The sequence below is a fragment of the Acetobacter sp. AN02 genome (assembly GCF_029759835.1).
In the GTDB taxonomy this organism is placed as follows: domain Bacteria; phylum Pseudomonadota; class Alphaproteobacteria; order Acetobacterales; family Acetobacteraceae; genus Acetobacter.
Window position 1 is genome coordinate 13,887 of the sequence record NZ_JAJJND010000003.1, and the last position, 12,939, is coordinate 26,825.

Below are 12,939 nucleotides of genomic sequence, written 5' to 3' on the forward strand. Positions count from 1 at the left end.
GAGTTCCGCCCGCCGATGATATCCGCTTCCAGATCATATCTTTCCCGCCTTTACGGCAGGAGAGCGCGGATTTTCACAGGCCGGATTCCCACAGGCTCAGCCCTGTCTGCCCTGCTGTTCGGTATCGGACTGGCCTGCTCGTCCTCAGCCGCCGCCACACGCACCGCTCCGCACTCAAAACATCCCTCATCCGTTGTGGTCGCCACGACGGGCGGCGTGATCGGCGCAGCCCAGCAGACCGCCCTGTGGAACGCCTGGCGGAAACAGTCGCACAACCGTCTGCGCGTGGTCACATGGGACAGCAGCCTGCCGGAGCTGGAAAAAAATCTGCATGGCGGGGAAAAATCAGCCTGGTCCCTCGTAATGGCCGAAGGAAGTCTGCTGCAGTTCGGATGTGATCAGGGATGGTTTGCCCCGGAAAGCCCCGATGCAAAGTGCGGCGTCCCCGCCCTGTCATCAGATACGGCGCTGACCTGGGACCGGACGCGCCTTGAAACGGAACCGGACTGGCGCAAATTCTGGGACGTCGCCCAGCACCCCGGCAAACGCGGGCTGAGACGCGATCCTCGCACCACGCTTGAAATCGCCCTTCTGTCCGATGGCGTGGCCCCCGCCGATATCTACCGCGTGCTGGGTACGGAAAGAGGTCTGGACCGCGCTTTCCGCAGACTGTCCCAGATCCGGCCCTATATCGTCTGGTGGAAAACACCCGATGAGGCCACGCGCATTCTCCGCTCAGGTGCCGTCTTCATGGCCGCCGTCCCCGTTACAGACGCGCGTGCCCTGATCGCCTCACGCGGCGGAAAGAAATTCTCTCTCTCATCCGCTCCGACGCTCAGGGAAAAATTCGGCTGGGCCATCCCGGTCAGAACCGACCAGACCGACGATACCACACCACCCGCCCAGGCACTTCTGACCTGGCTTTCAGCGTCGGAACAGACCTCCCGGCTCAGCAGCACACTGCCAGACAGCCCGAACGAAGACTCCCCGACACCCGCCTCCCGGCAGCAGATCATTCCGCTGGACGAGACCTTCTGGGCCACACATCTGAAAACCATCGCCCCCCGCTTCGAGCAGTGGCTCAGCCCCTAATCCCGTGGCATTCCTGCTGACCCCAGCCCTACTGCACACGGTCCTGACAGCGCTGACAACGCTCGCTCTGTCGGCCGCCCTCTCCTGCCGGCCCGGCGCACTGCGCTTTCATACGCTGCTTGCCGCACTGGCCGCGCCCTGCCTGCTTGTCGCAGCAGCTCTGCCCGCCCTGTGCCATGCGCCCTTCCCCATGCTGCATGGAACGTGGCTGCCATGGTTCCTCTCAGCCATCAGAGGACTACTGCTCACACCGCTGATCAGCATGTTCATGCTCAGCGGCGTGACACGCCTCACTCCGGGGCTTCTGACAACAATCCGCTATTTTTCACTCAGCCCGATAACAGCCCTGCGCACGGTCTGGCTGCCGCTTCCGGGGCCGTTCTTCCTGGCAGCAATCCTGGCCGCCTTCCTTCTGTCAGCTGGTATGGCGGTAATGCCCGTCCTCTGAGAAACATTGTTTCTCAGAAGAAAATCATCGCTCCAGCAGACACCGTATTATCCGTCGCACGCCCCGGACGATGCGCCGCAGACTCACTGTGCGCGAATTCCGTCGCAAGCGTCAGCCAGTCATTTACGGAGTAATACAGCGCGCCGACTTCGGATTCATTCCGGCGTACCAGACTCGGTGTATTCTCACCCGGCGCCTGATAAAGATTGCTCTGACCATAGCTTCCCGCCAGACGCAGCTTCTTCATGATCGTATAGGACAGCTGCAGGTAATATCCCTCGGAATTACGCTTGCGTCCGTTATCGGCAATGCCGTCAAACAGAAGACCCGTCGTCCCCAGACCGCTGCCATAATAATAATAGGCAACCGCCTGAAAATCTCTCCAGTCCAGCTTCGCCCCGACCTCTCCGGCCTCGGCCATCCGGCTCGTCTTGCTGTTCTCTCCCAGCCGTGCGGAAGACAAAGGCCCGCTGTTCTGAATGAACAGCCCCGTCCAGATATGGCCCTTGAAGTCACCAGCCTTGAAGTCATAGGTCGCCTTGGCCTGCACCATCGGGCTGTTATGATTGGTGCTCGTCGCAGACAGGCCGCCACCGGCATAATTATACTGATCCAGCGGTTGAAAAATTCCGACAGAACCCTGCAGACCGGCAAATTTCGGAGACGTATAGGAAATCTGCGGAATCCAGTCCGCATAGACATAACCGAAACCAATACGCCCGAATGAGGTATTGCCCGGATCGGTCACCGTTCCCGGACTGCCGACACCCAGCAGGGTCATATCGTTGAGAATCGCATCCGAACCGAACAGCGCAATATCGCGACCGATCTTGAACGTCCCGTATTTCTCATTCCCGGCAGTAAAGTAAACCTGACGGAAATCGATCCCCGGCGTTCCCAGACCGACGGAACTTCCGCCGGTATTGGCATTGAATGCTCCGGGCTTGTTGTTGTTCAGACCCGGATACATGCCAAACACCACCTGCATGTCCACACCCTCCTGGGTCGTGGATATCTTGGTGATCAGCGCCGCAGGAAGCAGGCCGTTACGGACGCCGGAATTATCAAACCCCGAAGAGCCGGAGGAAATACCACCGGCTACCGCAGCACCGCGTCCGGGGCTGTTATAGGAATAAAATCCGTTCACGAACCCGGACAGGTTGATATCGATCGCACCGGCATGGAACGTCAGCCCCTTGCCCGGAACATATTTCGCCACGCGGACAATACTCGCGCTGCGCATCTCCGCCTCGGCAGACCGCATGGAGGCCTCGGCAGACCGTGCCGCAACCTCAGCCCGCACCGCAGAGGCCTCAGCCTCCATATCCACGGTATCCGGTGCCCGGGGAACATACTGATAACGAACGGAATGCCCCCGGCGCGCCGCATCGTCCGCCCGCTCGGCCTCGCGCACATGCTTCACATGCCGGGAATGCAGCATGCTGTATTCACTCTGCGTCAGACTGCCCTTGGCACGCAGAAGATCCAGAAGATCATTGTAATCATCCGCCCGTGCTGCAGGAACTGCAGTCACGCTCATCCCGGCCATAATCAGAAGGGGGGCCGTGCAACGCCCGCGACGCTTCCCGAAAGTCCGGCCTCCGAATTCAGTCACTTGTGTGTTCATCCCTTTACGCACGCAGCGAACCTGATTCGGGCCTCGCATCTGTAACTCTGACATAATCCAATAAAAGTTTGATAAACAATCCGCTCTGAAAACAATTCCGTCATGACGTAAAGTAAGGTCGGACGGGGCTTTTCCGCGGCCGGACAGACGGAGCCGAAAAGACATGAAATTTTTTTCCCCGAGCCTGTTGCCAGATCGGAAAATCCCGCTATAAGTCGCGCCACACGGACGGTTCACGAAACAGTCCGATGCGGGTGTAGCTCAGTTGGTTAGAGCGCCGGCCTGTCACGCCGGAGGTCGCGGGTTCGAGCCCCGTCACTCGCGCCACTCTGATATTATTCAGAAAATCCTGAAAACTGAATCAGAACGCAGACAGCGCCAGAGCAAAGCCCGGCGCATGCGCGGTCCTCCAGACCATAATCACAGATATATCGTCAGACAGACCGGAAATACATGCGGGCACGACCCCGCATCCGTTCAGTCGTAGCGACGCAGAATCCCGGCGAGAAGTCCCTGTATTCTCAGCCGTTCCGCCGGAACGATTCGCGGCTCATACGCCGGATTGGCCGCCTCCAGAGCAATCGTATTACCTCGGCGACGAAGCCTCTTGAGCGTCACCTCGCTCTCATCAATCAGGGCAACAACGATCTGTCCGTTCTCAGCCTGCTCAGCCTTACGGATGACGGCCGTATCCCCGTCCAGTATGCCCGCGCCGATCATGGAATCCCCCGACACCTCAAGCGCGTAGTGCTCTCCCCGCCCGATCAGGGAGAGAGGCACCTCAACCCGGGCCTGAGTGTCGCGCATCGCCTCAATCGGAACACCGGCAGCAATCCGCCCCCACAGAGGCAGACTGACGGACGCAGCCTCGGCAATATAAGCCGGCACGGCGGCCACAGGATCAGAGTGCCAGTCATCCGCCTGCACGCCCGGGCTCTGCCCGTCCGGCAGACGCAGCACCTCAAGCGCACGCGCCCGGTTATGCCGCCGTGAAAGAAATCCCCGCTCCTCAAGGCCGGAAATAAGCCGGTGAATACCGGATTTCGATTTCAGGCCCAGGGCATCCTTCATCTCATCAAAGGACGGAGAAAAACCGGTCCCGCGCAGATGCGTATCGATAAACAGCAGGAGTTCATGCTGTTTTTTTGTAAGCATCGATATATCCCGTCGCGGAAAATGAAACTGAAATCCCCTTTTGTTCTATTTTAGTTCACCCAGTCAAGTCAGACACACCGCCCGTCCGGCCGCAATATCGGACACGGCATACCCTCCGGCAGCAGTTCCGCATGAGGCGGCCGCAGGATCAGGGCGTCACAGTCTGAAAGAGTCGCCATCATCGCCGAATCCTGACGCCCGAACGGAATCGCGGACAGAAGACCATCCTCCCCCCGCACCAGTCGCGCACGCAGATGATCGGCCCGCTCATCATTCGGCTGCAGATCAGCCCCCGCCCGCACCATCTCAGGCTCCGGCATGATCTGCGTGCACCCCGTCATCTTCCGCACGGCCGGGACCAGAAACTGCAGCCCGCACACGAACGCCGCCACAGGATTACCCGGCACCCCCACAACCGGCATCCGTCCCAGCCTGCCGGACATCAGGGGCTTGCCCGGACGCATCGCAACCTTCCAGAAGTCCATGACCATTCCCGCCTCTTTCAGAGCGGTTTTCACAAGATCATAATCCCCCACGCTGGCCCCGCCGATCGTCACAAGAAGGTCCATCCCCTCCAGACCGGCCACCAGACCGCGGATATCCTCCCGGTCATCCCGCGCCACGGGCAGCAGAACAGGATCGGCCCCGGCATCTTTCAGAAGCGCAGCCAGCATCACCCCGGCAGAGCCGATGATCCCTCCTAGCTTTAACGCCTCGCCGGGCATCGATATCTCATCCCCCGTCGCGAGAATCGCCACACGAGGACGCCGCGCCACACGGACCCACGGCACGTTGCCCGCTGCCGCCAGCCCCACGGACCGCGCCTCAAGCCTGACGCCTGCCGGAACGAGAACGTCACCGGCAGAAAAATCCTGCCCTGCGCGCCGGATGAACTGACCTGGCTTCACATCCTTAAGAATGCGGATCCTGTCTCCGGCCCGCTCCGTATTCTCCTGGATAACAACGGCATCGGCCCCCTCGGGCATCAGACTTCCCGTGAAAATCCGGATACATCCGCCGGACTCCACAGGACACGACACGGGATGACCGGCGGGAGACTCCGCACTCAGCCTCAGTTCCGCACCGGCATGCGCCTCCGCAGCGCGCACCGCATAGCCGTCCATGGATGAGACATCTCCCGGCGGATTGCTCAGTCGCGCACAGACGGGCGCAGCCGTAACACGGCCGGACGCCTCCGGAAGACTGACAAGCTCCTCTCCCGTGCCGGTCATGGTGTCGAGAATGCGCGCACGGGCCGCTGAAAGCTCCATCATACCGGTCTGAACTCCTGAATCTGTTCTTTCAGGCCTTTTTTCGTGAGGAAAAACTTGACCTGACACGTCTCTGTACGCAATTTGCGCCCACCAGTCAGTACAGCCGCGCCCTGAAACGTCGCGGCCACGCAGAGATTCCGAGGGTTTCATGGCCAAGACCAACGTTATTCAGATCCGGCTCGTCTCCACCGCCGACACCGGCTATTTCTATGTCACGCGCAAGAACGCCCGTTCACAGACCGGCAAGCTTGAGCTGAAGAAATACGATCCGGTTGCCCGCAAGCACGTCGTGTTCCGCGAAGCCAAGATCAAATAAGTCTGGCTCCGGCCAGACAGGAGCGTCCCGGACGCTCCTCCGGATGCTTCAGATCATCCGATCAGGCAGGGCTCAGACCCTGCCTTTTTTATGTCGCCCCGTCTGCACCGGACCGGTCCGAAAATCCGGAACCACGGCGGCAGCCCGGCGTATCCCTCGCAGCACTGTCACTATCTCCGGCCGCGATAACGCAGCCGGACACGACAGCTCACTTCTCCGGCCCGAACTGCCGCGCCACTTCCTCCCGATATGCCTTCTGCCGTTCGGACAGATCCTCCCGCCCGGCTGCAATATCAATCACGCGATGGACCCGCGCGATCTCGGAAAGATGCGCTTCCGAAGCCAGACTGCCCGTCGCGGAGGTCGCATGACGCCGGTGCACGTTCAGAGGCCGGGCCACATAGGCAATCTGTGAATCCGGCATACTGAGAAGCTCGACATAAAGCCGCCAGTCCCCCGCCACCCGGAATGTTTCCAGATCCTCACAGCGCGCCAGAGCCGCCTGCAGAGCATCACGACGGAACAGAACCGCACTCGCGTTCATGATCAGATTGCGCTCACCCAGACAGGCCGACACAAACTCCGGACCTTCATGCACGCCATCCTTCTCCAGAAGAGCCCCCGCCGTCGTCGCATAGTACGGCTTGTAGCTCTCGAACATCGGCGCGCCGTTACCATCGATCGCACTGCTGTCACAGAACGCCATCACCCCGCGCGGTGCCTCATCCAGCGCCTCGCACAGTCGGGACAGCATGTCCGGCGCGGCAATGTCATCCGCCTCCGCAACCCACAGCCAGTCCCCCCGGGCCTCGCTGACAGCCTTCCGCCACTGCGCGAACACGTTCCCGGACTGCTTCTTCCCGGCCACAATACGGATATCCCGGCCCCATTCCGCAGCCGTGCTGCGGGCCACCTCAAGACTGTCATCAGACGAGGCATCATCCAGCACGATAATCTCAAGAACGGGATAATCCTGCGAAAAAACAGAAGCAAGCCGTGCCACCAGGAACCGCGCATAGTTATAGGACAGCACGACGACGGAAATCCGCCGCCACTGCGGACGCACTGCAGAAAGCAGCTTCTCCGTATAGTCGGCAAACGGAAACTGGGCCGCCAGACGCCTGGCCCGCCGCGCCCGCACACGACTGCCGGCCTCCTGACATTTCCGCGCCGCCGCCTGCGCCTGGCGCGCCATCTGCCCGGCATCCCCCAGCGGAACCAGAGCCTCCTGACGCGAAAGCCCGGTCTGGACCGTCAGCTGCGCCACGAGATCCGCCGCACCACCGCTGCCCGAAAACGCCACACAGGGCAGACCGGACGCCATCGCCTCCATCACGACGGACGGATAGGGATCCTCCCGCGACGTCAGAACGAAGGCATCCGCCGCGGACAGATAATCCGACATATTCCCGATACGGCCCGGCATATGAAACCGCCCGCTCTCCAGAGCCTGCGCGATCTCACTCTCCATCCAGCCGCGCATCTCCGGATCAAGATCACCGGTCCAGACCAGATGCGTGCAGCCGCCATCCTTCCGGGCACCCGCCGTCTGCCGCCAGAGCTGCAGAAAAAGATCAAACCCCTTCCGCATGTCTCCGTATCCAGATCCGATCAGAAGACTGTCATTCTCCCAGACGCCAAGAGCAGCCCGGACCGCCTCACGACCGCGCCCGTTATAACGGATATCGGCATAAAGCCCCTGCGGCAGAATCACCGCATTTTCCGGAACACCGCCCGTCAGCGCACCCGTCCGGACAGCAACCGATTCCGCCGGAAAAATAACCTTCGTGGCCAGAGCGGCAGATTTTATCAGAGCCGGAACAAGCCCGCGACTGGTCAGAATCGCAGGCATTTCATGAACAAGCTGCACAAACTCAATCCCTGCGTCATGCAGCGCCAGGGCCGTATGTGCAGATGCCGCAGAGTTCACAAACGCATATCTGTAATTCTCACCCGCCAGCATCCGCAGCCGCCCGGGCAGATCCGACGCCTCTCCCGGGAAAAGCTCAACCTCACCCTCAGCGCGGAAGGCATCCAGAAGCGCGCCTCCGCCCATTAGCAGGAAGCGCACCTCCATCCCGTGTACCCGCCTGAGAACCCGCCCCAGATGACACAGCAGCATCTGCGCCCCGGCCGGGAACGCATCATGCCCGATCAGCAGAATCCGCGGCCGCGAAACCGTCTCATCAAACCGGCTGACCGCACGGGCGCAGGCATTGAGAAACGCAGACCCGAAATGCTGATCCGGTTCGAGATAGGCCCCTTCCGCCCACTCATTCCAGGCGTTGATGCACACGATCGTCTCGCCGAAGAACGGGTTCGCCTGCGCCTGGCTGATCAGACCCGACAGCCAGCGCTCAAACCCCGCCGGTGTCCCCCCGTGCAGCACCAGACCGCCCCCTGCCGGCGCGCATCATTGTCCCAGGACGGAGCCGCCGTGCGGATCAGCGGAAAATCCGGCGCGGGCATCGCCAGCGCATTATCGACAACCTGATCATAATCGTAGATCTGGCCTGAAAAATCCTCATCCAGGAACGTCACGGAGTTATTGATCGTCTCCACACCGGAGACGACCTTGTGCGGCGGAAACTCAATAGCCCCGTCCATCCCGAATTTCGCCGGATCGCTGTCCCGGAACGCCTGTCCCATCACGAAAACCGGATCCTCGCCGCAGATATCACGGAATTTCCCGCGCCACCGCTCCACCGTCTCCGCACAGTCTGGAACCAGCGCCGGACGATAAAGCATCAGCAGAGGCCGCCCCGAGACACGGATATAACGCGGATCACGGAAATGCCTGGCAAAACAGGCAATCAGCGCATCCTCATCCTCAGACCGGAAATCCTGAGCAATCAGAACGTCATCCTCAGACCCGTCCCAGCGCCGGCTCCAGTTCTCATTGGCCCACATCAGACAGAACGGCATCGCAATGTCCGGCGCGGACAGCAGCATTTCCAGCGGACTCTCCAGCAGACGCCGGCCATTGAACCAGTAAAAATAAAAAACGAAGCCCTCGATCCCCGCCCCTTTCGCCATCTCGGCCTGGCGGCGAAGCAGATCCGCATTATTCAGCGTGTAATGCCCGAGATCCCGGGGAATACGCGGCTGATAATGCCCGACAAACCGCGGAAGCCCGCGCGCGACATTGGTCCACTCCGTAAAACCGGTTCCCCACCAGTCATCATTCTCAGCAATGCTGTGAAACTGCGGCAGGTAATAGGCCAGAACCCGGGCACGCCGCACGGCAGACACAGGCAGAGGACGCCGCTCCTCAAACAGCGGACCCGGAGACGCATTACGCCGCACCTCGCGCGGAATCGTCGGCTGATCAGGCGGGAGAGACGGCTGGACACCGGCCATATCCCGATGCGCGATGTAATGAAGGAGCGGATTGATATCCTGGCGCCCCTCCATATACCGCGTGCGATAGAACGCCGGATCAAACCCCTCGAACGGGCGGCGCCCCTCGCGAAATCCCTGCATCATGTAATGCTCGACCGGATCGACACCGGCCTCCGCCACATCAGGATTGGTGCGTAAATACCAGGCAGAATCGAACTCCGCCATCGGGCGGAATTCCGGATTATGCCGGTTCAGGAGATAGTGCCGCAGCGCGGGCATACCGTCCGGAACGGGATAGGTCCGCCGGTACCACAGAGGATCGAACCACTCCACGGGACGGAGTCCCTCGGCTTCCCCGCGCAATATATAATGCAGCAGGGGATCACCGCAGGGACCGGGAAGCTGGGACATATACCAGACAGGATCGAAGCAGGGATTCGGACGACGTCCCTCCTGCCAGCCATACTGGTGATAATGAGCCAGAACACCCGGACCAAGCGTCGCGAGGTCAGGATTCGACGACACGTAATAGTGAGCGTCAAACAGGCCGGAATGCCCGATAAGGTGCAGAGGGGTCACTTCATGATTCCCTGCAGAAAATAAGGGGTTTTCCGAAAAAAAACCGGGACTCGTTCATGACATTGCATTCGGTGAAATATTTTGCCGGACAACTGAAACGTTAAATAAACGTTAATTCGATTGCCCGTCAATCCGCTCTCTGCAACCACAGGACGAACTTCTTGCCCGGACACAGGAAAATGCCTATGTCCGATCTCCCCCCCGGAGCCGATCCGCAACCGCCCCGAAGCGGCGGACCGACGCCCCGGAAAGGACCGGTCCCGCACAGCCTGTCAGGAATCCCCGCCTGCCATGAACACGTTTACAACCGCACGAACACACAGCTCACAGATCTTCCCCGAAGGTGTGGTGCTCGAGTGCGGGCGACGTCTGGCCCCGGTCGAGATCGCCTACAGAACCTACGGAACCCTGTCCCCCGCACGCGACAACGCCATACTGATCTGCCACGCCCTGACAGGTGATCAGTACGTGGCCGAACCCCACCCCCTCACGGGAAAACCGGGCTGGTGGGACCGCATGGTCGGGCCGGGAAAACCGATCGATACAGATCACTTTTTCGTAATATGCTCGAACGTGCTCGGCGGCTGTATGGGCTCGACGGGCCCGCGCTCCCCGAAATCCGCAGACGCATATCCTGACGGAAAAACCGAGCTCTGGGGCACGGATTTTCCCCCGCTGACCATCCGCGACATGGTGCGCGGACAGGAGCTTCTCATCCGCCATTTCGGCATAGACCGCCTGTTCGCCGTCATCGGCGGATCAATGGGCGGTATGCAGGTGCTGGAATGGGCCGTCACCTTCCCCGACAAGGTGTTCGCGGCCATGCCCATCGCAACCGCACCGCTCCACTCCGCACAGAATATCGCCTTTAACGAGGTCAGCCGCCAGGCCATCGCGGCAGACCCGGATTTCGCGGGCGGACGATACTGGGAACACGATGCCATCCCGGCCCGCGGCTTGGGCGTCGCGCGCATGATGGCCCACATCACCTACCTCTCCGAAGAGGCCCTCACCCGCAAGTTCGGTCGGCGCACGCGCCCGGGACAGGGATGTACCCCGCCCGACGCCGGACAGCCCGCCTCCCTGTTCAGCGAGATCTTCGAGGTCGAATCCTATCTCCGCCATCAGGGATCCAGCTTCGTCCGCCGGTTCGATGCCAACTCCTACCTGACCATCACCCGCGCCATGGACTGGATGGACCTGTCAGCCGAACATGACGGCGATTTCTCCGCCGCCTTCGCCGGAACGAAAATCCGCTTCTGTGTCGTCTGCTTCTCCTCGGACTGGCTGTTCCCCACATCCCAGTCCCGCCTGCTGGTCCGCGCCCTGAACAAGGCCGCCGCAAACGTCTCCTTTGTCGAGATCGACAGCGACAAAGGCCACGACGCCTTCCTGCTGGACGAACCGGATTTCGACCGCACCGTCCGAGGCTTCCTCGCCGGAGCCGCCGAACAGGCGGGCCTGTCCTCCCGTCCGGCATCACCCGATCCGGCACCAGGAGTCTGACCCATGCGCCTTGACCAGCGTCTGATCGCCGGAATGATCGAACCGGGCACCCGCGTCCTCGATATCGGCAGCGGCGACGGCTCCCTGATCGGCCATCTCTACCGCACGCGGAACTGCGATGCCCGCGGGATTGAGATCGACATGAAGGAAGTCACCCGCTCCGTCTCCCACGGCCTGCCGGTCATACACGGAGATGCGGACAACGATCTTACGCATTTCCCGGACGACGCCTTCGACTATGTCGTGCTCCAGCGCACGCTCCAGGCCGTTGAACGCCCGCGCGAGGTGCTCCGGCAGATGCTCCGTATCGGGCGCTACGCCATCGTCTCCTTCCCGAATTTCGGACACTGGCAGATGCGCCTGCGCCTGCTGCTGACCGGCAGGATGCCCGACAACGCGGTATGGAACCGGCCCTGGTACGCCACACCCAACATCCACCCCTGTACGATCCGCGACTTCCTCGCCCTGTGCGAACAGGACGGCTACATCGTGAAAGACTGGATGGCGATCGATGAGGAAGGCGACCGCGCGCCCTGGCGCCGCTCCGTCCGCCTGGCCAATCTCTTCGGAGAGCAGGCCCTGTTCCTCCTCGCCCGCGCCCGGTGACAGGCCTGCTCCGCGTCGCCATAGATGGCGGCGGGACAAAAACCCTGCTCCGCCTGGCCACGCAGGACGGCACCATTCTGGCAGAAACGACCGGAGGCCCGTCCAACATCGCCACTGATGCACAACGCGCCCTGCATTCCATCCGCAGCGCCTTGGACGAAGCCCTGCATAACAGCGGCCTCAGCAGCACCAGACACCCGCCCCTGCTCGCCGGAGCCGGACTGGCCGGAGCCGAAATCCCCGAAGCCCGCGCCCGCTTCCTCGCACTGCCCCATGGCTTCGATCATCTCGTGCTGACCAGCGATGCCCGCACCTCCTGCCTCGGCGCGCATGACGGACAGGACGGCGCGATTCTCGCCGTCGGAACCGGCTCCGTCGGCTTCGCCTGCCTTGGTGACGAAACCCGCCGGACAGGCGGCTGGGGCTTCCCGCACGATGATGCCGGAAGCGGTGCATGGATCGGAAGAAAAGCCACAGCCATCATGCTCAGAGCCGAAGACGGCCGCAGCCCGCCCTCAGCCCTCAGCCGCGCACTGCGCACATGGATTTCACAAAACAGCACCGCTTCCGTCACGGCCTGGCCCGCAGGCCTCACCGCAGAACGCGCGGCAGGCCTGGTCCCGCTGGTCTTCAGAGAAGCGGATCAGGGCTGCCCCGTCGCGGAAAACCTGCTCCGCCACGCCGCCTCCGAAACCGAACTTCTTGGCCGCACCCTGCTGCAGGACAGCTTCGCATCCCTGCCGGTCAGCCTGTGCGGAAGCCTCGGAGAACGGCTGAAATCCCGCTCCTCATGGCTGACGGAATTCTGCGTCCCGGCCAGAGGAAACGCCCTTGACGGTGCCATGTCCCTGACCGCCGGGATCGCCTTTCCAGAAAATTAAATATTTCTGTTTATTTCCTCCATGGCATTGCCATAGACGGAAAGCTGGTGATAACGCCTTATACCGCAATCCGGTTTCAGTCCGGGACATTGAAAAATATCGGTATTTTTGTG

The 12,939-nt window shown here is 61.4% G+C and carries 10 protein-coding genes, 1 tRNA gene and 1 pseudogene; 7 read left to right on the forward strand and 5 right to left on the reverse strand.

Annotated elements, in window-relative coordinates:
- Positions 1–15: 15 nt before the first annotated feature.
- Entirely contained in the window at positions 16–1,092 is a 1,077-nt protein-coding gene (locus LOC54_RS00755) for an extracellular solute-binding protein (protein ID WP_279311910.1), read from the forward strand.
- A gap of 4 nt (positions 1,093–1,096) precedes the next feature.
- Entirely contained in the window at positions 1,097–1,540 is a 444-nt protein-coding gene (locus tag LOC54_RS00760; RefSeq protein WP_279311911.1) for a hypothetical protein, read from the forward strand.
- 13 nt (positions 1,541–1,553) lie between these two features.
- On the opposite strand, the gene LOC54_RS00765 is transcribed toward LOC54_RS00760, so the two are convergent.
- On the reverse strand, positions 1,554–3,089 hold the full coding sequence (locus LOC54_RS00765; protein WP_279311956.1) for a porin: 1,536 nt from the start codon (positions 3,087–3,089) through the stop codon (positions 1,554–1,556).
- Positions 3,090–3,417: 328 nt separating this feature from the next.
- Here LOC54_RS00765 and LOC54_RS00770 point away from each other — a divergent pair.
- Positions 3,418–3,494: transfer RNA gene (locus LOC54_RS00770), tRNA-Asp, on the forward strand.
- A 150-nt stretch (positions 3,495–3,644) separates the two neighbouring features.
- Here the strand turns inward: LOC54_RS00770 and lexA are convergent.
- Together lexA and glp are read right to left on the reverse strand one after the other, a co-directional pair.
- Complete coding sequence (gene lexA / locus LOC54_RS00775; RefSeq protein WP_279311912.1) at positions 3,645–4,322, reverse strand: transcriptional repressor LexA; 678 nt, start codon at positions 4,320–4,322, stop codon at positions 3,645–3,647.
- A gap of 68 nt (positions 4,323–4,390) precedes the next feature.
- The gene (gene glp, locus LOC54_RS00780; RefSeq protein WP_279311913.1) at positions 4,391–5,596 is read right to left on the reverse strand and encodes a gephyrin-like molybdotransferase Glp; all 1,206 of its coding nucleotides are present in this window, start codon (positions 5,594–5,596) and stop codon (positions 4,391–4,393) included.
- A gap of 148 nt (positions 5,597–5,744) precedes the next feature.
- Between glp and rpmG the strand changes: the two genes are divergently transcribed.
- A complete protein-coding gene (gene rpmG / locus LOC54_RS00785) occupies positions 5,745–5,912 on the forward strand; it encodes a 50S ribosomal protein L33 (RefSeq protein WP_279311914.1) in 168 nt (55 codons plus the stop codon).
- 208 nt (positions 5,913–6,120) lie between these two features.
- On the opposite strand, the gene LOC54_RS00790 is transcribed toward rpmG, so the two are convergent.
- Both LOC54_RS00790 and LOC54_RS00795 read right to left on the reverse strand, forming a co-directional pair.
- Positions 6,121–8,034 (reverse strand): glycosyltransferase, encoded by a 1,914-nt coding sequence (locus tag LOC54_RS00790; RefSeq protein ID WP_347709376.1) that lies wholly within the window; start codon positions 8,032–8,034, stop codon positions 6,121–6,123.
- Between the two features lie 150 nt (positions 8,035–8,184).
- Positions 8,185–9,665 (reverse strand): annotated as a pseudogene (locus LOC54_RS00795) (glycoside hydrolase family 99-like domain-containing protein); the annotation flags it as partial.
- 459 nt (positions 9,666–10,124) lie between these two features.
- On the opposite strand from LOC54_RS00795, the gene LOC54_RS00800 reads away from it, so the two are divergent.
- The 3 genes from LOC54_RS00800 to LOC54_RS00810 are packed head-to-tail and all read left to right on the forward strand — an operon-like array spanning position 10,125 to position 12,826.
- On the forward strand, positions 10,125–11,339 hold the full coding sequence (locus LOC54_RS00800) for a homoserine O-acetyltransferase (protein WP_279311915.1): 1,215 nt from the start codon (positions 10,125–10,127) through the stop codon (positions 11,337–11,339).
- Between the two features lie 3 nt (positions 11,340–11,342).
- Positions 11,343–11,945, forward strand: a complete 603-nt coding sequence (gene metW, locus LOC54_RS00805) for a methionine biosynthesis protein MetW (RefSeq protein WP_279311916.1) — start codon at positions 11,343–11,345, stop codon at positions 11,943–11,945.
- Positions 11,942–12,826: a BadF/BadG/BcrA/BcrD ATPase family protein gene (locus LOC54_RS00810; RefSeq protein WP_279311917.1), complete on the forward strand. Its 885-nt coding sequence runs from the start codon at positions 11,942–11,944 to the stop codon at positions 12,824–12,826. Before metW ends, LOC54_RS00810 begins: the two co-directional genes overlap by 4 nt.
- The last annotated feature ends 113 nt before the right edge of the window (positions 12,827–12,939 follow it).